This is a genomic window from Chthoniobacter sp., assembly GCF_040003245.1.
Taxonomy (GTDB): Bacteria; Verrucomicrobiota; Verrucomicrobiia; order Chthoniobacterales; family Chthoniobacteraceae; genus Chthoniobacter.
Window position 1 is genome coordinate 1 of record NZ_JBDUCX010000087.1, and the last position, 24,874, is coordinate 24,874.

The following is a 24,874-nucleotide window of genomic DNA, read 5'->3' on the forward strand; positions in this document are numbered from 1 at the left end:
GAAAAATGAGCCCCTTAATTTATTTTGTTAAAAATCCTTTTGACACCACTAGACGACTGGTCTAATTGTTTTCACACGCAATGAGCACCGCCCCCGCAACCACGACTACCAAAGAGCGCATCCTTGATGCGGCGGAGGAGATCATGCTCCAGAAGAGCTTCCATTCGGTGGGGCTCAACGAGATCCTTTCCGCAGTCAAAGTCCCCAAGGGTTCCTTCTACCACTACTTCCAGTCGAAGGAGCAATTCGGGGTCGAACTCCTCAAACACTACGTGGCCGACGCCTCGGTTTTCAAGCGCAAGGCGCTGCTCACCACCGAGCTTTCCGCGGATCCCGCCGAGCGCCTCGCGGCCTATTATGACCTGGCGATCGCCAATTTGATGGGCAATTCCTGCCAGTGTAGCTGCCTGGTGGCAAAATTGGCCAGTGAAGTGGCTACTTTTAGCGACGATATGCGGGCCGTCCTGGCCGAGGGCATGCGCGAATGGCGCGGCTTCCTGGAGAAAGTGATCCTCGAAGGCCAGGAGAAAGGCGTTTTCCGCAAGGAACTTAACGCCGCCGCCACTGCTGCGATGGCGCAGGACCTTTGGATGGGCGCCAACCAGCGCATGCAGGTCGAAAAGAGCGTCACCCCATTGCGGGCCGCCGCGATGTTCATTCGGACCTATCTCTCTCTTGCCTGATGCGTATTTTCGCTGAGTAGACCATAGACGACTGGTCTATTTCAAAACTCACCATGTAACCAACCGACTACCATGAACCACCGAACCAAACTCCTCGCTACCAAGCCCCAATCGATCCGCTCCCTCGCCCATCTCGCCGGCGATCTGCGGCGCACCGTAGCGGCCCGGCTGATGCGTGAATTTGGGGTTCGGGTTCCGCCGCCGCTCATTCGCCGCGTCCTCGATGAGGCCGTGGAAGTGGCGCAGGAAACCGGCTTCCCGAACCTCTTCTTCCCGGCCCTCGCCGAGGAGAAGGCCCGCCTGGTCTTCGCCTCGCTCGACGACCATCACCACCCCTTCGACCACAGCTCGCGCTCTCTCCAGACCGCAGCCTGACCAAATCAATCTTATGAACCAGCCAACCAACATCGACCCGACCACGTTCAATACCGAAGTCGAGCAATCCGACAAACCGGTGCTCGTCGACTTCTGGGCGCCCTGGTGCGGCCCTTGCCGGATGATCGCCCCGGCGCTCGACGAGATCGCCGCCACGCAAGGCGACCGTTTCAAAGTCACCAAGCTGAACATCGACGACCATCCAGAGCTGGCCAGCCGCTTCGGCGTCCGCGCCGTCCCGACCCTGCTCTTTTTCAAAGGCGGCCAGGTCCGCGACTACGCCGTGGGCACGATCGCGAAGAAGAACATCCTCGAGAAACTCGAATCGCTCGCGGCCGCGTAAGCGCAAAATATCACCCAACCCAAGAGCGGTGACTTCGACCCGACCCAACAACACGAAGTAACCGCGCCCACGCAGGGGGCCGCAGCCGCCAACCGGCTGCGGCCCACCTCAAACCGCACGCCCGTCGCACTCGCACCCGCACCCAAGTTATGTGGATCGTCCGTCTCGCGCTTCGCCGTCCGTACACCTTCATCGTCATGTCGGTGCTCATCGTCATCATGGGCATCATCTCGATCATCCGGACGCCGAAGGACATCTTTCCCGACATCGATATCCCGGTCATCTCGGTGATCTGGACCTACAACGGTCTCTCGACCACGGATTTCGAGCAGCGCATCACGATCTACTCGGAGTTCGCGCTGAGTTCGAACGTCAACGACATCGAGCGCATGGAGTCGCAGACGATCGACGGCGTGGGCATCATCCGCCTGCACTTTCATCCGGGCGTCAAGATCTCCGACTCGCTGGCGCAAGCGACCGCCGTCTCCCAAGCCATCCTGCGCCGCATGCCGCCGAGCGTGCAGCCGCCGATCATCCTACGCTACACCGCGGCCAGCGTGCCCATCGTACAGATGAGCCTGGCGAGCGACCAGATGTCGGAGACCGATCTCTACGACTACGGCATCTTCCGCATCCGCACGCAGATCGCGGTGGTCAACGGCATCACCCTGCCCACGCCCTACGGCGGCAAAGTGCGCACCGTGATGGTCGACCTCGATCCCGCCGCCATGCAGGCCCGCGGATTGAGCGCTCGCGAAGTGAATGACGCCGTGACCGTGCAAAACCTTGTGCTACCCAATGGCCGGGCGCGCATCGCGGAGACGGATTACCGCGTGACGCTGAACAACAGCCCGACAGTCGTCGAGCGGCTGAATGACATCCCGATCAAGACGGTGAACGGCGTCACCATCTACGTGCGCGACGTGGCCTACGTGCACGACGGTTACGCCACGCAAACCAACATCGTCCGCACCAACGGGGTGCGCGGCACGCTGCTCACCATCCTGCGCAACGGCAACGCCTCCACGCTCGATATCGTCAATGGCGTGAAGAAGCTGCTGCCCAGCATCCAGGCGAGCGCGCCTCCGGGGATGAAGATCGGCCTGCTCTTCGACCAATCGACCTTCGTCTCGCGGGCCATCGACAGCGTGTTGCACGAGGGCCTCATCGCCGCGTGTCTCACCGGCGCGGCCATCCTGCTCTTCCTCGGCTCGTGGCGCAGCACGCTCATCGTGCTCATCTCCATCCCGCTCTCGATCCTTACCTCCATCGCCGTGCTCAGCGCCCTGGGCTATTCCATCAATGTGATGACGCTCGGCGGCCTCGCGCTGGCCATTGGCATCCTGGTCGATGACGCCACCGTGGAGATCGAGAACATCCATCGCAATCTGGCCATGGGAAAACCGCTCCAGCAGGCGATCCTCGACGGCGCGCAGCAGATCGCCGTGCCGGCCTTCGTCGCGACGCTCTCCATATGTATCGTCTTCGTGCCCGTGGTGCTGCTGGAAGGTCCGGCGAAGTTCCTCTTCGTGCCCTTTGCGCTGGCCGTGGTCTTCGCTGTCTTCACCAGCTACATCCTCTCGCGCACCGTGGTCCCGGTGCTGGTAAAATACCTGCTGGCCAGCGAATCGCACACGCCGGAGAACGCCACGCCGACGAACATCTTCGGGCGCATCCACAAGAGCTTCAACGACGGCTTCGAGCGGCTGCGCAGCCTCTATGTCAACGTGCTCGCCTGGGCGCTGGGTCATCGCGTGGCGGTCATCACGGCGTTCGCCATCCTGCTCGGCAGTGCCTTTGTAGCCTTGCCATGGATCGGTCGCGATTTCTTCCCGATCGTCGACGCCGGCCAGATTCGCCTGCACGTCGTGGCCGCCAGCGGCACGCGCCTCGAGGAGACGGAAAAGATCTTCTCCGCCGTGGAAGCGGAGATTCGCAAAACCATTCCCGCTGAAGACGTGGTCATGGTCATCGACAATATCGGGGTGCCTTCCGAGCAGTACAACCTGGCCTTCGGCGATAGCGCCACGCTCGGCACGCAGGACGGCGAAATCCTCATCGCGCTCAAGCACGAACGGAAGAAAGGCGCGCCCGCCTATGCCGCCGATTTGCGCACGCACCTGAAGGAAAAATTTCCTGACCTGACCTTCTATTTCCAGCCCGCGGACATCATCAGCCAGATCCTGAACTTCGGCCTGAAGTCACCCATCGACATCCGCATCGCCGGTTACAACAAGGCGGCCAATCTCGAAATCGCCCGCGCCCTGCGCGACAAGATCGCGAAGATCCCGGGCGCCGTGGACGTACACTTGCACCAGGACGTCGCGGCGCCGGAGTTACGCCTCACCGTCGATCGCACGCGGCTCGCGGAGAGCGGCATCAGTCAACTCAACGTCGCCAATGACGTGATGATCACCCTCGCGTCGAGTTCGCAGGTGACGCCGAACTACTGGGTCGATCCCGTGGCCGGGCGCCCCTACCTCATCGCAGTGAAGACGCCGGTGCATCTCGTCGATTCCACGGACTCGCTGCTGCGCACTCCGATCGCCACGAAAAACGGCGAGTCCCAATTGCTCGGTAATTTTGCCACGATGGAGCGCGGCACGGCCGCCGGCTCGGCCAGCCATCTCAACATCCAGCCGGTGTATGACGTCTTCGCCAATGTGCAGGGCCGCGACCTGGGCGGCGTGGTCACGGACATTCGCAAGGTCATCGCCGAGTACGAGCCGCAGCTCGCGCCGGGCAATCGCATCTACGTCAAGGGCCTGGTCACCGACATGGAGTCGGCCTTCACCCGCCTGGGCATCGGCTTCCTCGCCGCGATCGTGCTCGTCTACTTTCTCATGGTGGTGAACTACCAGAGCTGGCTCGATCCATTCATCATCATCATGGCGCTGCCCGGTGCGTTCGCGGGCATCATCTGGGGACTTTATCTCACCGGCACGACGCTCAATGTGCCCAGCCTCATGGGCGCGATGATGGCCGTCGGTGTGGCCACGGCAAACTCGATCCTGATGGTCACTTTTGCCAACCAGCAAATGCTCGCGGGCAAGGACAGCATCGGCGCCGCGCTGACCGCGGGCAGCGTGCGGTTGCGCCCCGTGCTCATGACCGCCCTGGCCATGGTGCTGGGCATGCTGCCCATGTCCCTGGCCCTCGGCGAGGGCGGCGAACAAAACGCGCCGCTGGGCCGCGCCGTGATCGGCGGGCTGAGCATGGCCACGCTGGCCACGCTCTTCTTCGTGCCGGTCGTGTTCAGCCTGCTGCGCCGCGTGCCGAATCCGATTCTCGCGGAAGATACCGAAGTGCCTCTCGACGCTCTCACCGTGAGCGTTCCCTCCGTCGAAGAACACGCCACCGCCCAATGATCGACGCCATGAAAACCGAAGCCGCACCACCCGAAACATCCACACCCGAAGTCGTCCCGACCAGCTCCCGCTGGAAGGCGCCGGTGCTCCTGCTGAGCACTGCCCTGCTGACCGCCGCGCTGCTGGCCGCCGGGCTGGTCCCGCGCCTCCTGCACCGCGCCCAGCTCGAGAAATTGGCCGCCGCTTCGCCCGACCCGATCGTCAACGTCGCCACCGCCGTGGCCGGTGACGCCGGCGCGGAACTGACCCTGCCAAGCAGCGTGGAGGCGCAGCAGTCGACGCCGATTTATCCTCGTGTCAACGGCTACGTGAAGACCATCGTCGCCGATATCGGCGCCAAGGTGAAAGCGGGCGATCTCCTCGCGGAGATCGAAACGCCGGAGCTCGATGAGCAGGTCAACGTCGCCACGGCGACGCTCGCCCAGGCGCGCGCCAACTTGAAAATCGCGCAGACCACCTCAGAGCGCTGGAATCAACTCGGCAAGAGCCGCGTAGTCGCGCCGCAGGAAGTGGACGAACGCCAGTCGGCGATGGAGGCCCGTACGGCGGACCTCGCCGCCGCCGAAGCCACGCTGCAACGGCTCACCCGCCAGCGCGGTTTCCAAAAGATCATCGCGCCCTTCGACGGCACCGTCACGCAGCGCCACATCGAAGTGGGCCAGCTCGTGACGGGCGACCTGAATGACGAGATTCGCGTGCTCTACCGCATGGAACAGCTCCAGACCCTGCGCGCTTTCGTGAACGTGCCGCAGAGCTACTATCGCTTCGTGAGCGTCGGCCAGTCCGTCGATCTGTCCTTCAAGGAAGTGCCCGGGCGCACGTTCCCCGGCAAGGTCGTGCGCACCGCCGGCTCGCTCGATGCCGCGACGCGCACCCTGCGGACGGAGATCCACGTTTCGAATGATGCCGCCGAACTCGTGCCCGGCTTGTTTGCCGAGGTGAAGTTCAAGGTGCAGCGCGAGCAACCGCCGATCACCATCCCGGCGCGCGCGCTCATTCTCCAGACCTCCGGCCCGCAAGTGGCCACGCTCGGCGCCGACAACAAGGTGCTGCTTGCCTCGGTGGTGATCAGCCGCGACCTCGGCAAGACCATCGAGCTTTCCAGCGGCCTGCCCGCCGGCACGCGCTTCGTGGCCAATCCCAATGACACGCTGCGCGATGGGACCACCGTGGCGCCGGCCGCAGTGCCCGCAAATCCTACCACCGCAAAGTAATGAGCCCCGCGAATCAGATACCGCCCTGGAGGGCACCGCGCCGTCGGTGCTGGGAAAGCCGGGCTCAAGGAAGCGACTCCAGTTTCCGTTCTGTGCTGCCCTCATGCGGGTCGCGTTTAAAGATCGCTCCACATTTTAATGTGGAGCCGACATCGGCGCGACGCGGTTCTAGCGCCCCTGCCGGGGCTGACGTGTTTTCTTCTGCCCATCCGGTGGCTGACGCCACCGGCTACTCTCTGGCGCGCCTCCGGCGCTCGCGCCGTTCCGTCTTCCCATCCTGAAACCATGCCCAGGCGCGAAGGGCTACACCGACTACCCTGCACTCCTCACTGAACCAACACCAAATGAACCAATTCACCTCTCCCGACCTCACGCAACGCCCACCCCGTAGCCCGCGCATCACGCTGGGCGGTTACGTCATGCTGCCCCGGATCCTCGATAAATGCCGCGCGCTCATCGCAGGGAAGAATGGCGAATACCGCTTCGGCATCCAAAGAATGGACCGGCATTTCCTGACCTTCACCGGGATCGACGAAGCCGCGCTGCAGGCCGAAGTCGCCACGGGCAAAAACGACAGCGAAATGCTCGCCTGGGTCCAGGCCAATGCCAAGCCGCCGCGCGAGCCGTGGGAGATCGCGCAATGGAGCCATTACCAGATCCAGCGCGCCGCGGACAGCGACGCCGAGACGCTGCAATTCTTCGCCGAAGCGGTTGCCAAATTTTCGACCACGCGCGAAGACATCAAGACCTGGTTCGACCTGCTCGACCTCGATGACTACGTGACCTTCGGCGGCCGGCCTTGAAAGCCGGATCAGTTCAGACCAAAACTGCACCGTGAGCCTGCCCGTCATCCGCAAACCAGCGCACTTTCACTACGCGTGGGTCGTCGTGGCGGTGACGTTTCTCACGCTCATCGTCGCGGCAGGCGTGCGCTCGGTGCCGGGCGTGCTCATCGTGCCGCTCGAACACGAGTTCGGCTGGTCGCGGGCGACGATCTCCTTCGCCGTCTCAATCAACCTGCTGCTCTACGGCTTGATCGGTCCCTTCGCCGCAGGGTTCATCAACCTCTATGGCCCGCGTCGCATCATGTTGCTGGCCTTTACCCTGGTCGCGGCGGGCGTCGCTTCCACGGCTCTGGTGATGCACCAGTCGTGGCAGCTCGTGGTGCTCTGGGGGGTGCTGGTCGGCTCGGGCACCGGGCTCACGGCGCTCGTGCTCGGGGCGACCATCGTGCATCGCTGGTTTCATTCCCATCGCGGCTTGATCATGGGCGCGCTCACCGCCAGCACGGCGACGGGCCAGTTGCTCTTCCTGCCGCTGCTCGCGCATGTGATCGAGAAAAGCGGCTGGCGCAGCGCGGTCTTCATCATCGTCGGGGTGCTCCTGGCGATGTTGCCGTTGATTTTCTTCTTTATGCGCGACAGTCCCGCCGGGGCCGTTCGGCCGTACGGTTTGTCCTCCGACGAACCAGCGCCCGCACCTGCGCCGGCGGGCAACCCTTTTACCGAAGCCGTGGCCGGCCTGCGCAGCGGCGCCCGCTCGCGCGATTTCTGGCTGCTCGCCGGGTCGTTCTTCATTTGCGGGGCGAGCACGAATGGGCTCATCGGCACGCATCTCGTGCCGGCTTGCTTGGACCACGGCATTCCCGAGGTGACCGCCGCCGGGTTGCTGGCGGTGATGGGTATCTTCGACCTGATTGGCACCACCGCTTCCGGCTGGCTCTCCGATCGCTTTTCCAATCGCTGGCTGCTCTGCATGTACTACGGGCTGCGCGGCCTTTCGCTGCTCTTCCTGCCGAGCGCGTTTCATCCGGAGACGCACCGGCTTTCGCTTTTCGCCGTCTTCTACGGGCTCGACTGGATCGCCACCGTGCCGCCGACCGTCGCGCTCACGGCGCGGACCTTCGGCCGAGAGAAGGTGGGTATCATGTTCGGCTGGATCATCGCTTCGCATCAGGTGGGAGCGGCACTGGCCGCGTGGGGCGCCGGGCTCATCCGCACGAACGAAGGCGCTTACGACCATGCCTTTCTGATTTCCGGCAGCCTCTGCGTGCTCACCGCGGCGGGCGTGCTGCTCATCGGCCGCGGCCCTGCAGCCGCACATTCTTCACCATTGTCGGGTGGCGCGATGCCTACTCCTGCGCCAAATTGATCGCCCGGTTACTGCCATGACGCCCGAAGCTCACGAGTACCTGACGAAGCGCTGCAAAGTGATGCGCCGGCTCATTCGCGTGCACGGGCCGTGCACGATCACGCCGGAGAAAGCCCACACACCCTTCCAGGCGCTGGTGCGCGCGGTGGCGCATCAGCAACTCAACGGCACCGCCGCCGAGGCGATCCTCCGCCGCTTTCGCGCGCTCTTTCCCGGGAAGAAATTCCCTTCCGCCAGCGACCTGGCGACGGTGAGCGACGACGCCCTGCGCGCCTCGGGTTTTTCGTGGGCGAAGATCACCGCCTTGCGCGACATCGCCGCGAAGACGCTCGATGGCACCATTCCCAGCCTGCGCGCGATCCGCAAGATGTCTGACGCGGAAATCATCGAGCGCCTGACCCAAGTGCGCGGCGTGGGCCGCTGGACGGTGGAGATGATGCTCATTTTCAAGCTGGGGCGACCCGATGTTTTTCCGGCGGACGATTTCGGCATCCGGGACGGGTACCGTGTCGCTTACCAGGCGGACGAGATGCCGAAGCCGAAGGAATTACTGGCCCACGCCGAGCGCTGGCGCCCACATGGCACGACCGCCGCGTGGTACCTCTGGCAGGCGGCCAACGCGGCGAAGGAAAAGAAGCCGATCAAAGGCGTGAACGTCTGATTTCTTGAACCGTAAAATGAACCACGAAGACACTAAGACACGAAGGTTTGGGGGCGGGGGGGGCACGCTCCTCTTTCCTTCGTGCCTTCGCGTCTTCGTGGTGAATCCAACCACCGAAACCAAATACCCATGAGCACCACCATCAAAGCCTACGCTGCCACCTCCGCGAAATCACCGCTGACCCCTTTCGAATACAGCCCTGGTCCACTTGGCGACGAACAAGTCGACGTGGCCGTCTCCTACTGCGGCGTCTGCCACTCGGATCTCTCGATGCTCGACAATGAATGGGGCATGTCGGTCTATCCGCTCGTCGGCGGCCATGAGGTGGTCGGCAAAGTGGTCGCGATCGGCGACCAGGTGAAGAACCTCAAGGTCGGCCAGGTCGTCGGCGTCGGCTGGTATTCGGGCAGCTGCATGTCCTGCCGGCAATGCATGGGCGGCGACCACAATCTCTGTGTCAATGCGGAAGGCACCATCGTGCACCGGCATGGCGGCTTCGGCACACAAGTGCGGGCGCACTGGGCTTGGACCACGCCGCTGCCCGAGGGTCTCGATCCGGCCAAGGCCGGGCCGCTCTTCTGCGGCGGCATCACCGTCTTCAACCCGATCGTGCAATTCGGCGTCAAGCCGACTGACCGCGTCGGCGTGGTCGGCATCGGAGGCCTGGGGCACATGGCGCTGAAATTCCTGCACGCCTGGGGCTGCGATGTCGTCGCCTTCACCTCCAGCGACTCCAAGCGCGACGAGGCGTTGCAACTCGGCGCCAACAGCGTGGTCAATTCCCGCAATGGGGCGGAGATGGAGAAGCTGGCGGGCAGCTTCAATTTCATCCTCTCCACGGTGAATGTGAAACTCGACTGGCCGGCCTACATCAATGCGCTGGCGCCAAAAGGACGCCTCCACACGGTGGGCGCCATCGCCGAGCCAGTGAGCCTGGCGGCCTTCCCGCTCATCGTCGGTCAGCGCTCGTTCTCCGGTTCGCCCCTCGGCAGCCCCGTGACCACGGCCATGATGCTGGATTTCGCCGCGCGGCACGACATCGCGCCGACGACCGAGCTCTTCCCGATGTCGAAAATCAACGACGCTTTCGAGCACCTCAAGAGCGGCAAGGCCCGCTACCGCATCGTCCTCGAAAACGACCTGAACTGAACGCGCCTTCCGAGGCAAAAGCGATTCCTTGCTCACTATGAAAACCCGCCAACTTGGATCTCTCCATGTCACCTCCCTCGGGCTGGGCTGCATGGGCATGTCCTTCGCCTACGGTCCCGCCGACGAGGCGGAATCGCTGCGCGTCTTGCATCGCTACGTGGAGCTCGGCGGCAACTTCCTCGATACCGCGGAAGTCTACGGCCCCTACAAAAACGAAGAACTGCTCGGGCGTTTCCTGCGCGAGACGGATCGGGCGAAACTCGTCGTCGCCACGAAGTTTGGCTTTCGCATCGGGCCGCAGGGCCACAACGGCATGGACGGTTCGCCGGCCAATGCCGGGCGGGCCTGCGACGCGAGCCTTCTACGGCTGGGCATCGATGTGATCGACCTGTTCTACCAGCACCGCGTGGATCCCGATGTGCCGATCGAAGACACCGTCGGCGCCATGGCCGAGCTGGTGAAGGCCGGCAAGGTGCGCGCGCTCGGTCTTTCCGAGGCCTGCGCGGACACCCTGCGCCGTGCGGCGGCGGTGCACCCCATCGCCGCGCTGCAGAGCGAGTATTCGCTGTGGACGCGCGACGTGGAAGAGAACGGCGTCCTCGCGACGTGCCGCGAACTCGGCATCGGCCTCGTCGCTTATAGTCCGCTGGGCCGCGGCTTTCTGACCGGCACGATTACGAAGGTCTCCGATCTCGATGCGGGCGATTGGCGCCGGACGAATTACCCGCGCTTCGGCGAAGGCGCGTTGCAGACGAATTTCAAGCTGGCGGAAGCCGTGAAATCGTTCGCCGAGAAAAAGGGCTGTACGCCCGCACAGCTCGCGCTCGCCTGGGTGCTGGCGCAAGGCGACAACATCGTGCCGATTCCGGGCACCAAGCGGGTCAAGTATCTCGAGGACAATCTCGGCGCACTGCAAGTCGTGCTCACGACCGAGGACCAGGAGCAAATCCGCGAGGAACTCTCCGCCATTCCCATCACCGGCGAACGCTATCAGCCGGCGATGATGAAACTCGTGAACGGCTAATTCTCTATGAACCTGCAACTGACTGACAAACTCGCCCTCGTCTCCGGCTCGACCGCCGGCATCGGACTCGCCATCGCCACCTCGCTCGCCGCCGAAGGGGCGCGCGTGATCATCAACGGCCGCACCGAGGCGCGCGTCAATGAAGCCCTGGCCAGGATCCGCGCCAAAGTCGCATGGGCGAAACTGGAGACTTTCGCGGGCGATCTCTCGACCGACAGCGCGGCCACGGAAGTCGCGCGCCGCTTTCCCAATGTGGAAGTGCTGGTCAACAATCTCGGCATCTTCGAGCCGAAGCCGTTCGAGGAGATTCCCGATGATGACTGGCGGCGATTTTTCGAGGTGAACGTCCTTAGTGGCGTCCGCCTCAGCCGGCTGTATTTGCCCGGCATGCGGCTCTGCAATTGGGGCCGCATTATTTTCATATCCAGCGAATCGGCCCTGCAAAGCCCGCCCGAGATGATCCACTATGGCATGACCAAGACCGCGCAGATCGCGGTGGCGCGCGGACTGGCTGAACTGACTGCCGGGACGGGCATCACGGTCAATTCGGTGCTGCCCGGCCCGACGCGCTCGGAAGGCGTGGAAACCTTTGTGGACCAGCTTTCCGGGGGCAAGCCGTTCGAGGAATTCGAGAAGGAATTCTTCGAGAAGGTGCGGCCCAACTCGCTCATCAAGCGCTTCGAGTCCGTGGAGGAAATCGCCGATCTCGTAACCTTTGTGGCGAGCCCGCTGGCCTCCGCCACGACCGGCGCCATCTGGCGCGCGGACGGCGGCGTCGTCAAATCCGCCTTCTAACCAGTGAACGCGACTTGACGCGTGTGCGTCATTACTAAAGCCATGAAAATCCATCCTGAATTCCAAGGGCGTCGCGAGCGGGAATATCAACCGGTCCGCAACGACAATGCCACCCCTCCCGCGCCCCTCGCCGACACCACGCCCGTCGAGGACGATGCGCTGCTCGACGGTTATTCGCGCACCGTCAACGCGGTCGTCAATCGCGTCGCGCCTTCCGTGGTCAACATTCGCGTGGAAAGCGACGGGAACCGCGGCGGTGGCGGCTCGGGCTTCCTCATCGCCCGCGACGGCTTCATCCTGACGAATTCGCACGTCGTGCATCAGGGTCGGAAGTTCGAGGTGACGCTCCATGACGCCCGCGTGTTTCCGGCGCAGCTCATCGGCGAAGATCCTGACACGGACCTCGCGGTGTTGCGCATCGACGCGCCGAGTCTCCAGCACGTGCGGCTGGCGGATTCTGGCACGATTCGCGTCGGGCAAATCGCCGTCGCCATCGGCTCGCCGTTTGGTTTTCAGCAAACCGTGACGTCGGGCATTGTGAGCGCCCTCGGCCGCAGCATGCGCGCGGAGTCGGGCCGGTTGATGGACGATATCATCCAGACCGACGCGGCGCTGAACCCCGGCAACTCCGGCGGCCCGCTCGTGAATAGCGCGGGCGAAGTCATCGGCGTGAACACCGCGGTCATCCTGCCGGCGCAGGGCATCTGTTTTGCCATCGCGAGCAACACGGCGCAATTCGTCGCCGCGTGGCTGATCAAGGAAGGCCGCATCCGCCGCAGTGCGATCGGGGTGGCCGGTCAGAACGTGCCGCTGCACCCGCGCGTCGTGCGATTTCACCGGCTGCCGCAGGACCGCGGCGTGCAGATCGCTGAGCTCGATGCGCACAGCCCCGCGGCACGCGCCGGCTTGCGGCAGGGCGACATCATCGTCGGCTTCAAGGGCCACGCGATCCGCAACATCGATGACCTGCACAAGCGGCTCGTCGCTTCGGAGATCGGCGTCCCTTCGCCGATCATGGTCTTGCGCCAGACCGAGAAGGTTTTTGCCATGGTCATTCCCGAGGAGTTGCAGCGTCCGCCCAAATGAGTGTTCCGCCGAAGATCGCGCTCGTCACGGGGGCTTACAAAGGCATCGGCCTGGAAGTCGTGCGGCAGCTTGCGACCCGCGGTGTGCGTGTCTACCTGACCGCACGCCAGCGCGAAGCGGGCGAGAAGGCGCGGGCATCGATCAAGGGCGACGTGCATTTCCTACCGCTCGACGTGAGCGATCCACCGAGTATCGAAAGCGCCGTGCGGGCTCTCCGGCGGCAGGAGGAGCGTCTCGACGTCCTGGTCAACAACGCGGCGATCCTGCTCGATGATGGTGGCAACGTGCTCGATCTCGACGGAGAGACCGCGCGGCAAACCTTTGCCACCAACACCGTCGGACCGCTGCTCGTCACGCAGGCCTTTCAGCCGCTGCTCGAGCAGAGCAAAGCGCCGCGGGTGATCAATGTCTCCAGCGGCGCGGGACAACTCGCCGAAGGTCTGCAGGACTGGGCGCCGGCTTACAGCATGTCCAAGACGGCGCTGAATGCGCTCACGCAACATTTCGCGGCAGCCCTGCGCCGGTTCGCCGTGAATTCGGTCTCGCCCGGCTGGGTGCGGACCGACATGGGCGGTGCTGCCGCGCCGCTGTCCGTCGACCAAGGGGCGGACACCATTGTCTGGCTGGCGCTCGACGCGCCGCAGACACTCACCGGCAAGTTTCTACGCGAGCGCGCAGAGATCGCCTGGTAACGAATCCTTTTCCGATCTCAACCCACCGACCACCACCCACTATGCGTCAATTCTGTCTACTTTTAGCCCTCGCTTCCACCGTTCATGCGGCTTCCGTGTGGCCGCAATTTCGCGGCCCAGCGGGACAATCCACCGCGGCGACTGAGGCTCTGCCCGCGGAGCTCGATACCGCCCGGAATCTGCTTTGGCAGACGGCGCTGCCCGGCGGTTCGTCTTCGCCAGTCATTGTCGGCGAGCGCGCTTTTCTCACCGGCTTTGCGGATGGCAAGCTGGTCACGCTCGGCGTGAATCTCGCGGATGGCACAATCGCCTGGCGGCACGAAATAACACCGGACAAGCTGGAGGCGTACATGGAGAAGCTCGGCTCGCCCGCGGCCTCGACCTGCACCACGGATGGCGAGCGCGTGGTAAGCTACTTCGGTTCTTACGGACTGAGTTGCTTCGACCTGGATGGCAAGGCGTTGTGGGCAGTGAAGCTCCCGGTGGCGCAAAGCAAAGACGGCTTCGGCACAGGCACTTCGCCCATCATTCACGATGGCCTGGTCTACCTGCTGCGTGACGAAGTGGGGCCGGGCAATGGTCTCTACGCCTTCGACGCGAAGACTGGCGCGCAAGTGTGGAAGCGCTCCCGCGAGGAGTTTCGCGTCAGCTTCGGCTCCCCGGTGGTGTGGGACGGCTTGCTCGTGGCCCTCGGGGATACGCGCGCCAAGGGCTATGATCTCAAGACCGGCGAGGAACGCTGGCTCATCCGCGGACTTTCCGCGTACCCCTGCACCTCACCGACTCCCGGCGCGGACGGAAATCTCTACATCGCCACGTGGAGCCCCGGCGGCAGTGCGGACGAGCCGATGCCCACCTTCGACGCTCTGCTCAAGATGATGGACAAGGACGGTGACGGACGCATCTCCCGCGCGGAGATGGCGCCCACACCATTCAAGGACTTCTTCGACGTGAACGACAAGAACAAGGACGGCTATTGGGAGCGCTCCGAATGGGAAGGCAACCTCAACTGGATGAAGCGCGGCAAGAACGCCGTGCTCGCGGTGAAGCCGGGCGGACGCGGTGACATCACCGAGACGCACGTCTTGTGGAACAGCGACAAGGGCGCGCCGTACGTCGCCTCACCGCTCTACTACGACGGGAAGCTCTTCATGGTGAGAGACGGCGGTTTCGCCACGCTCTACGATGCGACCACCGGGAAGATCCTCTACGAAAAGCAGCGTCTCGGCGTGCCCGGTGACTACTATGTTTCGCCGACCTTCATGGACAATCGCATCTACCTCGCCGCGACGTCCGGCACGTTGCTGGTGCTGGACGCGAAAGCCACCGACAAACCGGTCGTGCTTTCCAAACTCGATCTGGGTGACTATCTCGCGGCCTCGCCCGCCTTTGCGGGGGGCAAGATCTATATCCGGACGAAAGAAAAGCTCTTCGCCTTCGGCACGAAGTAACTCTGCGCTCTCCGCAACACATCCAAACACGCATGCACACCAAACCCGTCTCCAACGACACCCTGCTCCAGCAACTCCGCTGGCGCTACGCCACCAAGACCTTCGACTCCACCAAGAAGATCGCCGGGGACGATTGGGCCACGCTGGAGCAAGCTCTCATCCTCACCCCGACCAGCTACGGCTTTCAGCCTTACCGTTTTGTCGTCGTCTCCGATCCGGCCACGCGCGAAAACCTCCTGCCGCTTTCGTGGGGTCAGCGCCAGGTCACCGATGCCTCGCACTTCGTCGTCTTCGCCGCGAAGACGAGCGTGAGCGAGGCGGATGTGGACTACTATCTGGCGCACGTCGGGAAAGTGCGGGGCGTACCGGTGGAAAAGCTCGCGCAGTTCCGGGGCATGCTCGTCGGGGACATCGTCAATGGCCCACGCAGCAAGTATCAGCACGAATGGGCCACCCGCCAGGCCTACATCGCGCTGGGCAATTTCATGACCGCCGCAGCCATGCTGAGCATCGATGTCTGCCCGATGGAAGGAATCGATCCCGCAAAATACGATGAAGTTCTTGGGCTGCCTGCCATGGGCTACAAGACCGTGGTCGCCGCAGCCGCCGGTTATCGTTCGGCGGACTGCAAGGCGGCGACTTTTCCCAAAGTCCGCTACAGCGCTGACGAGCTTTTCATCCGCATCTAACGACATCATCCAACCATATTCACAACTTGAAACTCGATTTTACCAATAAAGCAGTCCTCGTCACGGGCGGTACTTCCGGGATCGGAAAAACGACCGCGATCGCCTTTGCCAAGGCGGGCGCCAAGGTCGTGATTTCCGGACGGCGCGCGCCGGAGGGCGAAGCGGTGGTCGCGGAAATCACGGCAGCAGGCGGCACCGCACGCTTCGTTCGGGCGGACGTGGCCGTGGAAACCGACGTGAAGAACCTCGTGGAGCAAACCGTCGCCGCTTACGGCCGGCTCGATGTGGCCTTCAACAACGCCGGCGTCGAGGCCATGGGACCGCTCCTGGAGGTTACCGAGGCCGACTACCGGCGCACGTTTGATGTCAATGTCTGGGGCGTTTTCACGTCGTTGAAATACGAGATCCCCGCCATGCTCAAGACGGGCGGCGGGGCGATCGTCAATACCAGCAGCGTGGCCGGCCACATCGGCATGGCGGGCGCGAGCGTCTATATCGCCACCAAACACGCCGTCGAGGGCCTCACCAAATCCGCCGCGCTCGAGTTCGCCAGGCAAGGCATTCGCATCAACGCCGTCGCGCCGGCCGTCATTGAAACAGACATGGTCGATCGCTTCGCGGGCAAGGACGGTCCACAGCGTGAGTATCTCACCTCACTTCATCCCATCGGCCGCACGGGCCAGACCCGCGAGATCGCCGATGTCGTCCTTTTTCTCTGCTCCGACGCCGCGTCTTTCATGCTCGGCGAATCGGTCAAAGTCGACGGTGGCCTCACCGTTCAATAACTCCCCGATCACTAACCACCAAAAACTATGAGCAACATCACTGACCTCACCCAACGCCCACCCCGCAGCATTCGTACCCGCCTTGGCGGCTACGCCCTGCTCCCCCGCATGCTCGACAAGGGCCGCGCGGAAATCGCCGGCAAGAGTGGCGATTATCACTTCAACTGCCCGGTCGACCAGCGCATCCTCGGCTACCTCGGCATCGAAGCTGAAGCGCTCAAGGCCGAACTCGCGGCCGGCAAAGGCGACGGCGAAATCCTGGGATGGATCCGGTCGCACCAGGCAAACAAGCACACCGACGTCGAAATCGAAGCGTGGTCCGACGCTGCGGAAAAACGCGCGCCGGATGCGGAGTCGCTGGAATTCTTCAACGACCTGCGCAAGGCCGCGGCACCGCAGCGCTCGGATATCTCCACGTGGGCGGACCTGCTCGACGTCGACGATTACGTGACCTTCGGCGGCAAGGCTTGACGCGGACGGGGCGCTCGCGCCCTGATCTGGGCCATGACTACTGCCACTGACACCTGGCTGCTCGGGGCCGATCTCTCCATTCACCGCCTCGGCTACGGCGCCATGCGCCTCTGCGCCCAGCCGGGGAATTTCGGACCGTATCCCGATTGGGAAGGCGGCAAACGCTTGCTGCGCCGAGCCGTCGAACTGGGTGTCGATTTCATCGACACGGCCCATCCTTACGGCCCGGGCTGGAATGAGGAACTGATCGCCGATGCCCTCGCGCCCTATCCCGCTGGCGTGGTCGTGACGACCAAAGGCGGCGTCGAGAAAACCGGACCGGCACAGGTCTTCTCCGATGGCAGCGCGGCGAGCTTGCGCCGTTTTTGTGAAGGCAGCCTGCGCCGGTTGAAACTCGAGTGCATCGACCTCTACCAATTGCACCGACCCGATCCCGCCGTGCCCTTCGCAGAGAGTGTCGGCGCGCTCGCGGCGCTGCGTGCGGAGGGAAAGATCCGGCACGTTGGGCTCTCGAACGTCACGCTCGCGCAAGTCGAGGAAGCACGCGGCATCGTGCCGATTGCTTCCGTCCAGAATCGTTACAATCTCCTCGAACGCGATGACGATCCGGTGCTCGCTTACTGCGCAGAGCACGGCATCGCCTATCTGCCTTGGGGGCCACTCGCGGCCAAACCCTTCGCCCCGGAAGCCCCGTTGGCACACGCTTCCGGAGCCATTGCGCAAATCGCCAGCGATCTGGGCGCCACCGCCGGACAAGTCGCGCTGGCCTGGCTCCTGCGGCGCAGTCCAAATATCATCCTCATCCCCGGAACGACGAGCATCGCGCATCTCGAGGAGAACATCGCCGCCGCCGCGATTCGCTTGTCCGACGGGGAATTCGCGACTTTGTCGGGCACGAGCAGGGGGTAATTTTCCGCCTCGCTTGCCGCGTTTTGCTGGCGCACATTTCACCGCATGAAAATCGCCATCGGTTCCGATCATGCGGGTTTTGAATACAAGGGCCGGATCATCGAGATGCTGACCGCCGCCGGGCACGAAGTGCGCGACTTCGGCACCTATTCCTCTGCGCCGGTCGATTATCCCCTCTTCATCGCGCCCACGGCGCAGGCAGTGGCGAGCGGCGAGTGCGAGCGCGGCATCGTGCTCGGGGGCTCGGGCAATGGAGAGCAGATCACCGCGAACAAAGTGCGGGGCATTCGCTGCGCGCTGTGCTTCAGCCTCGATACGGCGCGCTGGGCCAAGATGCACAACGATGCCAACGTCCTCGCGATTGGCCAGCGCACGATCCCGGTTGAGCTCGCGCTGGAGATCGTGCAAACGTGGTTGAGCACGGAGTTCGAGGGCGGCCGGCACGTCGCGCGGCTGAATGGGATTGCCGCGGTGGAGAATTCTCAATCGCAGGGCCAGGCCGGCACGTTTCCCGTCTATGAGCGCACGATGCTCATCCGCCCGGAATATCTCAACCAGCGCGGCTCGCTCTACGGAGGCTACATGCTGGAATGGGCGGATGACCTGGCTTACAACGCCGCGTCGCTCACCTTCCCCAAGGCATCCTTCGTCACCCGTCGCGTGGAAGCATTTGATTTCACCGCACCGGTGCACAATGGCGACATCGTGCGCATCTACAGTCGCGTCGCGCGCCTGGGCACGAGTTCCTGCACTGTGGCGGTATGGTGCATCGATGCCCGGACCCATACGACCGTGTTCAGCACCAGCGCGATCATGGTCCACATCACGCCCGAGGGCGGCAAAGCGCCGATCCCGCACTGACCATGCGCCTCGATCAACTCGACCATCTCGTCCTCACCGTGCGCGATATTGGCGAGACGATCGCCTTTTACACCCGCGTGTTGGGCATGGAGAAAGTGACCTTCAGCGAGAATCGCCAGGCCCTCGCCTTCGGCACGCAGAAGATCAATCTGCACGAGGCGGGTAACGAATTTGAACCCAAAGCGCTGCATCCGAAGCCGGGCTCGGCGGATCTTTGCTTTCTCACGTCGGAGTCGCTCGCGCGGGTGATGAAACACCTGGAGAATTGCGGAGTCGATATCCTCGAAGGCCCCATCGATCGTACCGGCGCGCAAGGGCCGATCGAATCGATCTACATCCGCGATCCCAATGGCAATCTGATCGAGATTGCCAACCAGCTTCCGCTGTAAAGCGCATGGCCCGCTACGGCGTCTTGAAGACCTTGCCGCTGTAAGGACACGCGATCTTGGTACCGGCGGGAAATCCCCGGATATCGATCAGCCCCGATTTGGGCGAGAATGGGCTGCGCACGAAACCCGGCTTGCCTTCCTCCGCGACGCCCTCCGGCACATCGTCCACGGGCGAGGGTGCCTGCGCGGCTTCCGGTATCAAGGCGGCGGGATTGGCAATGCGCGCCGTGACGAGGATATAGAGCACCCGCGTGATGGGCGCATTTCCTACCTGCTGGTCGTCGCGTTTCAAACCACCCAAGAGAATCGATTGACCGGACATCAATGAGACGCTGGTGGTGATCTTGCGTGTGGAAAAGATGGGCTGGAGGATGGTGTCCTTGGGGTATTTCACGCTGCTGAAATCCTTGAGATTCATATTCGCACCCACACTCCGGCCACTGCGCAACGGCACGGGCTGGCCATCCTTCGGATTGACGAACCCTTCCAGTTCCACCACCTCCGGACTCAGGGTCAGATCAAGAATCCCCTCCGGCCCCGCCACGGACTCCACAATGAGAGTGACTCCAAGGTTGCGCGTTTCAAAGGCCGTGGGGGTCGCAATCTTGCTCTGCTTGTCAACGTCCCACTCCGTCGGGTAGCGAAACTCGCGGATGATTTCGATGGTTCCTTTCTGGCCACTCTTGATGGTTAAGCGTGGCGCCGAAAGGAGATCGACGCCTTTCGTGCTATTGAGCTTCTCGATCAGTTGATTCATCACGGCCGACGATTCCATGACCGACAAGACCGAGTGCGGGGCAAAGAGAGTGGGAGCGGCTTGAACCGGCTTTTTTTTGCCACTGCCCCCGATGGTCGAGCTGGGATCCGGCGGTGCGGCCATCAATCCCAACTTTTTCGCCGTGCTTTCGCTCACCTCCAGGAATTTGGATTCGATTTCAATGAGGGTCGGCTTCGCTTCATTGTGCGGTGCCGTAGCGGCGGCTTTGGTCTGCGGCTCGGGGGCCGCCGGCGCCGGCTTCGCCTCCGCGTCGGGCTTTCCGCCCGCCGGAGAAGGAGTCGGCGCAGGAGTGGCCGCAGCCGCCTCCTTGACCTCCAGCCTGGGAGCCTGCGCCGACGTCTGGCGAGTCATCAATGGGATCGCCACCAGACCCGCCAATGCGCTTCCGAGAAGCACGCGCCAGCCGGCGACCTGACGATAGGTTCCCACATGCCGAACGCGGCTCACGAGGGCATGCCGGCTCGCGGCCATCCCAATCGCGACCGGCGAGATGGAAATAGGACTGCGGAAGAGCTGCGATGTCTTGAGCAGCGTATCGCCGTAGCGTTCGCGCTCCCCCTCCGCACTGTGGGCGAGAACCCACGCATCGCACGCAAGCTCGGCATCGGCCCGTGCCCAGCGCGCCACCAGCCACACCAGCGGATTGAACCAATGGAAACATTGCGCCAGCGCGAAGAGCCATTGCACCGCGAGATCGCACCGCCGGGCGTGGCCCAACTCGTGCAATAACACATGGCGCAATTCATCGTCGTCCAACACCGCCACCCACTCGCGCGGGAGCAGGATTCGCGGCCGCCAGATACCGACCAGTGCCGCAACCGGAATCTCGTCGGTGATGTGCAGGACCGCCCTCCTGCGGAATCTTTCTGGAATCGCCAGGAACAGCCGCTGCAGGCGCGGATCCGCCGCCGGTGCCGCCCGGCGCAACAGGCCACTGGTGTGCCAACTCCGCGCTCCAAAACAGAGGAAAGCGCCGACCGCACCGGCTGCCCAAATCCAGAATGACACCGCTTGACGATTCAGGCCCGGGCGCACCGGCGCAGGGGCGGCTGAGTGCGTTCCTTTCCCCAACCCATCGCTCACCGTCACTCGCACTTGCCACGCACCCGCGGACTCCACCATGGGCACCACCGGCGGCCAGATCGCAAAGGGGTGCGACGCAGATTCTACAGACCGTGGCATGAGCAGTCGAGCCAGCACAACCAGCCACAACAGGCTGACCCACGCACCGCCAAAGACACGCCGCAGCCACGGACGGAAGGCGAGCAGCAGCAGGATGAGCACACTCGCGCGCAAGCTGGCATCGCCGATCAATACGAGAAGGTTGTCTGGGGGACTCATTATTTGGGGCCTTTCTTCGAGCGTTGTTTGAGAGCGCGTTGTAATTCGGCGATGTCTTCGTCGGTCAGCTCGGCATTCTCGACGAAGTGCAACATCATGGGCGCGAGAGCGCCGCGGAAGACCCGCTGGAGAAAGGTCGCGCTCTCCTCGCGCACGCATTCTTCCCGGCTGAGCAAGGGCGTGTAGACGTTCACCTTGCCGTCGCGTCGCGCGTCGAGGATGCCTTTCTCCACCAGGCGCGTCAGGAAGGTGTTGACCGTCTTGGAATGCCAATCCTGGTCGCCGGTGAGCGCTTGAAATACCTCCGGGGCAGTGACGGGCGCGCGCTCCCAAACGACATTCAGCACTTCCCATTCGGCCGGTGAAATTTTGATAGGCATACGTTTCTTACAAATGTAAGAACTACTTCCTACAAACGTAGGAATTCGTCAAGCGCGCCTTTGCGATTTTTATCGGCGGTCGATCGGGGCTACTCCCCGTGCACGATCACGAGGTCGTTGGGATGCAAGGTGCACCACACTTTTTCTCCCTTGTGAAAGGTCTCTTGCGTCGCGCTCTCATTCGCCACCACGGCGGTGAGGGCCAAACCGCCGGGGGATTGCAGCGAGAGCTCATCGATAGCACCTTTGAAGACCTCTTCACAGACCTCGGCTTCGAAGGAACTTTCATCCACTGGCCTGGTCTTTTGCAGATGGATTTTTTCCGGACGAATGGAGATGAGCAAGTCGTGCCGATTCGCGAGTTGAGGGTCCGTCGGGATGCGCACCTCCACATCAGGGGCCAGGCGCAGTCGCGTGAAGTCGCCTTCCGTTGCGACCACGCTGGCTTCGAGAATATTCGCCTCGCCGATGAAGTTGGCGACAAAGCTGGTGCGCGGCGCGTGATAAATCTCCGCACAGTCGCCGATCTGCTCGATGCGGCCCTTGTTCACCACGGCGATGCGGTCGGACATGGTGAGCGCTTCCTCCTGGTCGTGCGTGACGAAGACGAAGGTGATACCGAGCTTCTTTTGCAAACGCTTCAACTCGATCTGCATCGCCCCGCGCAGCTTGGCATCGAGCGCGGAGAGCGGCTCGTCGAGCAGCAGCACCTTGGGCTGGCAGACGATGGCGCGCGCGAGCGCCACGCGCTGACGCTGGCCGCCGGAGAGTTCGTGCGGCTTGCGACTCTCCATACCGGAGAGCGAGACGAGCTCGGTCACCCGCTTCACGCGATCCGCGATCTCGGCTTTCGAAATCTTCCGCATGCGCAGGCCGAAGCTGATGTTTCCCTCCACGGTCAGGTGCGGGAAGAGCGCGTAGCTTTGGAAGACCTGGTTCACGTCGCGTCGATAGGGTGGGAGATGCGTCACGTCCGCCCCGGCCAGCCACACGCTGCCTTCGGTCGGTATCTCGAAGCCGGAAACCATCCGCAGGAGCGTGGTTTTGCCGCAGCCGGAAGGTCCGAGCAAGGTGAGGAATTCGCCCTCCTTGATCGTGAGATCGATGTTATCGACAGCGGTGAAGTCGCCGAAGCGCTTGGTGACGTTTCTGAGTTCGACCATGTGGTCCATTGCGGCGGTCAGACGCCACTGAACCAATTCAGTCTTTGGGGAACAAGGTTGATGTTGATCTGTTTCGTCTCGAGGTAGGCATCGAGGCCGAAGGTGCCGAGTTCGCGCCCGATGCCGCTCTGCTTGTAGCCGCCCCATGGGGCTTCGTTGAAGGTGGGATGATAGGTGTTGAGCCACGTGATGCCCGCCCGCAACCCACGCAGCACACGCAACCCCTTGCCCTGGTCACCGGTGAAGACGCCGCCAGCGAGGCCATAGATCGTATCATTGGCGAGATGAAGCGCTTCCTCCTCGGTGTCGAAAAGCTGCACCACCTGCACGGGGCCGAAGATCTCTTCGCGGACGATTTTCATCTCGGGCTTCGTATCGACGAAGATGGTAGGCGCGACGAAATTGCCCTTGCTCAAGGCGCCATCGGTTAGCCGCTGGCCGCCGCAAATCGGTCGGGCGCCTTCGTTGCGGCCCACGTCGATGTAGTGCAACACGCGCTCCATGTGCGAGCGCGTGATGAGCGGGCCCATCTCGGTTTTTGGATCGAGGCCATCGCCGACGATGATCTTTGAGCTGGCTTCCGCGAGGCGCGCGAGGAAACGGTCGGCGATCTTCTGGTCGAGGATGAGCCGGGAACCCGCGCTGCACACCTCCCCCTGCCCGGCGAAGATGGCGAACATGGCGTACTCCAGCGCCACGTCAAAATCGGCATCGGCAAAGACAATGATGGGCGATTTACCGCCCAGCTCGAGTGTGACCTTTTTGATGTTGCCGGTGGCCGCGGCCATGATCGTGCGGCCCGTCACCGTGCCGCCGGTAAAGGCGATTTTGTCCACGTGATCGTGCGCCGCGAGCGTGTGACCGACGGTCGGACCTGGACCGAGCAGGAGCTGCGCGGCACCAGGCGGAAAGCCGGCCTCTTCAATGAGCTTGAACAACTCGATGGCCGTGAGCGGTGTGGTCTCGGCAGGTTTGAGGATGCAACAATTCCCGGCGGCGAGACCGGGCGCGAGCTTCCACGCGGCCATGAGCAGCGGGTAATTCCACGGGATGATCTGACCACACACGCCGATGGGCTCGCGCACGACCATCGCCTGGATGGTCGGGTCGCTAACTTCGTAGGTCTGGCCGAGGGGTTTCGTGATAAGGCCGGCGTAGTAGCGGAAGCATGCGGCGGCATCGGCGACGTCGAACTTCGCTTCGCGCAATGGCTTGCCATTGTTGCGCGTCTCGAGCGTGGCGAGGCAGTCAGCCAGGCCGTCGATCAAGTCGGCGAGCTTGAAAAGATAGGTGGCGCGTTCCTGGGCGCGCATCTTCGGCCAGGGGCCGCTGTCGAAGGCGCGGCGCGCGTGGGCGATGGCGGCTTCGGCGTCGACTTCGCTGCCATCGGTGACCACCGCGAGCAACTCGTTGTTGGCGGGGTTGAGGATTTCGCGCGTGCCGCCTTCGCTGGCATTGACCCACGCGCCGTTGAGGAACATCGGGAGGGTTTTCATGACCGGGGATTACTACGGTACCTTCGTCCTCAGCGGGCGGAACGCAAGGGGGCGCTCCGGCGCTTACACGCCGGAGATGACAGATGGAAAATGGAAGATGGAAGATCGGGCTCCGAGCCCGTCCCCGTCTTACACTTTGCCGCTCAGGCCGAAGGCCTCGTGGGCGAGGACGGCGGCTTCGTTGATCTTCGACTCGTCGATGATCACGGCGGTCTTGATCTCGCTCGTCGAGATCATCTGGATGTTGATCCCGCCGGCGGACATTGCTTCGAAAAGGCGCGCGGCCACGCCGCTGTGCGAGCGCATGCCGATGCCCACGATGCTCAGCTTGGCGATGCCTTCCTCGGTGAGGATTTCCTTGGCGGCGATCTCCTTGATCACGCTCTCCATCGCCTTCTTGGTCTTGGCGAGGTCGTCCTTGCTGATGGTGAACGAAATGTCGTTCGTGTCGCCGACGCTGTCGCTCTGCACGATCATGTCCACGCTGAGGTTCGCGCCCGCGAGCGCGCCGAAAATCTTCGCGGCAGTACCGGGCCGGTCGGGCACCTGGCGGATGGTGACCTTGGCCTGGTTTTTTTCGATTGAGACGCCACGGACGACGACGTTTTCCATATTCTTGG

Annotated in this window: 25 protein-coding genes and 1 pseudogene; 21 read left to right on the top strand and 5 right to left on the bottom strand. The window is 63.1% G+C overall.

The features are described from left to right. Positions 1–80 precede the first annotated feature (80 nt). From ABJF10_RS13690 to ABJF10_RS13790, 21 genes and pseudogenes are all read left to right on the top strand, one after another. Positions 81–683, top strand: coding sequence for a TetR/AcrR family transcriptional regulator (locus tag ABJF10_RS13690; RefSeq protein WP_348545143.1), 603 nt, complete (start codon positions 81–83; stop codon positions 681–683). Positions 684–755: 72 nt separating this feature from the next. Beyond that, the gene (locus ABJF10_RS13695) at positions 756–1,058 is read left to right on the top strand and encodes a hypothetical protein (RefSeq protein ID WP_348545144.1); all 303 of its coding nucleotides are present in this window, start codon (positions 756–758) and stop codon (positions 1,056–1,058) included. 13 nt (positions 1,059–1,071) lie between these two features. Next, the gene (gene trxA / locus ABJF10_RS13700) at positions 1,072–1,401 is read left to right on the top strand and encodes a thioredoxin (protein ID WP_348545145.1); all 330 of its coding nucleotides are present in this window, start codon (positions 1,072–1,074) and stop codon (positions 1,399–1,401) included. 149 nt (positions 1,402–1,550) lie between these two features. After that, positions 1,551–4,769 carry an efflux RND transporter permease subunit gene (locus tag ABJF10_RS13705; protein ID WP_348545146.1) on the top strand — a complete coding sequence of 1,073 codons (3,219 nt, stop codon included), beginning with the start codon at positions 1,551–1,553 and terminating at the stop codon, positions 4,767–4,769. Positions 4,770–4,777: 8 nt separating this feature from the next. Further along, positions 4,778–5,983 (top strand): efflux RND transporter periplasmic adaptor subunit, encoded by a 1,206-nt coding sequence (locus tag ABJF10_RS13710; protein ID WP_348545147.1) that lies wholly within the window; start codon positions 4,778–4,780, stop codon positions 5,981–5,983. 344 nt (positions 5,984–6,327) lie between these two features. Further along, positions 6,328–6,786, top strand: coding sequence for a DUF5069 domain-containing protein (locus tag ABJF10_RS13715; RefSeq protein WP_348545148.1), 459 nt, complete (start codon positions 6,328–6,330; stop codon positions 6,784–6,786). Positions 6,787–6,817: 31 nt separating this feature from the next. Beyond that, positions 6,818–8,134, top strand: coding sequence for an MFS transporter (locus ABJF10_RS13720; RefSeq protein WP_348545149.1), 1,317 nt, complete (start codon positions 6,818–6,820; stop codon positions 8,132–8,134). Positions 8,135–8,150: 16 nt separating this feature from the next. Next, on the top strand, positions 8,151–8,795 hold the full coding sequence (locus ABJF10_RS13725; RefSeq protein ID WP_348545150.1) for a DNA-3-methyladenine glycosylase: 645 nt from the start codon (positions 8,151–8,153) through the stop codon (positions 8,793–8,795). Positions 8,796–8,924: 129 nt separating this feature from the next. After that, positions 8,925–9,944, top strand: a complete 1,020-nt coding sequence (locus ABJF10_RS13730) for an NAD(P)-dependent alcohol dehydrogenase (protein WP_348545151.1) — start codon at positions 8,925–8,927, stop codon at positions 9,942–9,944. Positions 9,945–9,981: 37 nt separating this feature from the next. Continuing rightward, entirely contained in the window at positions 9,982–10,968 is a 987-nt protein-coding gene (locus ABJF10_RS13735) for an aldo/keto reductase (RefSeq protein ID WP_348545152.1), read from the top strand. Between the two features lie 6 nt (positions 10,969–10,974). Then, the gene (locus ABJF10_RS13740) at positions 10,975–11,763 is read left to right on the top strand and encodes an SDR family oxidoreductase (RefSeq protein ID WP_348545153.1); all 789 of its coding nucleotides are present in this window, start codon (positions 10,975–10,977) and stop codon (positions 11,761–11,763) included. 42 nt (positions 11,764–11,805) lie between these two features. Next, the gene (locus tag ABJF10_RS13745) at positions 11,806–12,849 is read left to right on the top strand and encodes a trypsin-like peptidase domain-containing protein (RefSeq protein ID WP_348545154.1); all 1,044 of its coding nucleotides are present in this window, start codon (positions 11,806–11,808) and stop codon (positions 12,847–12,849) included. After that, the gene (locus tag ABJF10_RS13750) at positions 12,846–13,541 is read left to right on the top strand and encodes an SDR family oxidoreductase (protein WP_348545155.1); all 696 of its coding nucleotides are present in this window, start codon (positions 12,846–12,848) and stop codon (positions 13,539–13,541) included. The genes ABJF10_RS13745 and ABJF10_RS13750 overlap by 4 nt, the downstream gene beginning before the upstream one ends. Before the next feature lie 41 nt (positions 13,542–13,582). Then, positions 13,583–14,992, top strand: a complete 1,410-nt coding sequence (locus ABJF10_RS13755) for a PQQ-binding-like beta-propeller repeat protein (protein ID WP_348545156.1) — start codon at positions 13,583–13,585, stop codon at positions 14,990–14,992. A gap of 32 nt (positions 14,993–15,024) precedes the next feature. After that, on the top strand, positions 15,025–15,681 hold the full coding sequence (locus ABJF10_RS13760; RefSeq protein WP_348545157.1) for an NAD(P)H-dependent oxidoreductase: 657 nt from the start codon (positions 15,025–15,027) through the stop codon (positions 15,679–15,681). A 26-nt stretch (positions 15,682–15,707) separates the two neighbouring features. Continuing rightward, positions 15,708–16,466: an SDR family oxidoreductase gene (locus ABJF10_RS13765; RefSeq protein ID WP_348545158.1), complete on the top strand. Its 759-nt coding sequence runs from the start codon at positions 15,708–15,710 to the stop codon at positions 16,464–16,466. A 27-nt stretch (positions 16,467–16,493) separates the two neighbouring features. Next, positions 16,494–16,937: a DUF5069 domain-containing protein gene (locus ABJF10_RS13770; RefSeq protein ID WP_348545159.1), complete on the top strand. Its 444-nt coding sequence runs from the start codon at positions 16,494–16,496 to the stop codon at positions 16,935–16,937. Positions 16,938–16,970: 33 nt separating this feature from the next. Beyond that, positions 16,971–17,846 carry an aldo/keto reductase gene (locus tag ABJF10_RS13775; RefSeq protein WP_348545160.1) on the top strand — a complete coding sequence of 292 codons (876 nt, stop codon included), beginning with the start codon at positions 16,971–16,973 and terminating at the stop codon, positions 17,844–17,846. A gap of 45 nt (positions 17,847–17,891) precedes the next feature. Then, positions 17,892–18,317 (top strand): annotated as a pseudogene (gene rpiB, locus ABJF10_RS13780) (ribose 5-phosphate isomerase B); the annotation flags it as partial. Positions 18,318–18,374: 57 nt separating this feature from the next. After that, complete coding sequence (locus ABJF10_RS13785; RefSeq protein ID WP_348545167.1) at positions 18,375–18,707, top strand: acyl-CoA thioesterase; 333 nt, start codon at positions 18,375–18,377, stop codon at positions 18,705–18,707. A 2-nt stretch (positions 18,708–18,709) separates the two neighbouring features. Next, complete coding sequence (locus tag ABJF10_RS13790; protein WP_348545161.1) at positions 18,710–19,096, top strand: VOC family protein; 387 nt, start codon at positions 18,710–18,712, stop codon at positions 19,094–19,096. 13 nt (positions 19,097–19,109) lie between these two features. Here the strand turns inward: ABJF10_RS13790 and ABJF10_RS13795 are convergent, their stop codons facing one another. From ABJF10_RS13795 to ABJF10_RS13815, 5 genes are all read right to left on the bottom strand, one after another. After that, positions 19,110–21,215, bottom strand: a complete 2,106-nt coding sequence (locus tag ABJF10_RS13795; RefSeq protein ID WP_348545162.1) for a M56 family metallopeptidase — start codon at positions 21,213–21,215, stop codon at positions 19,110–19,112. Then, positions 21,215–21,595, bottom strand: coding sequence for a BlaI/MecI/CopY family transcriptional regulator (locus ABJF10_RS13800; RefSeq protein ID WP_348545163.1), 381 nt, complete (start codon positions 21,593–21,595; stop codon positions 21,215–21,217). The genes ABJF10_RS13795 and ABJF10_RS13800 overlap by 1 nt, the downstream gene beginning before the upstream one ends. 89 nt (positions 21,596–21,684) lie before the next feature. Continuing rightward, positions 21,685–22,758, bottom strand: coding sequence for an ABC transporter ATP-binding protein (locus tag ABJF10_RS13805; protein ID WP_348545164.1), 1,074 nt, complete (start codon positions 22,756–22,758; stop codon positions 21,685–21,687). Between the two features lie 17 nt (positions 22,759–22,775). After that, positions 22,776–24,254: an aldehyde dehydrogenase family protein gene (locus tag ABJF10_RS13810; RefSeq protein ID WP_348545165.1), complete on the bottom strand. Its 1,479-nt coding sequence runs from the start codon at positions 24,252–24,254 to the stop codon at positions 22,776–22,778. 129 nt (positions 24,255–24,383) lie between these two features. Then, positions 24,384–24,874: ACT domain-containing protein (locus ABJF10_RS13815; protein WP_348545166.1), on the bottom strand; the 491-nt coding region annotated here is incomplete at its 5' end.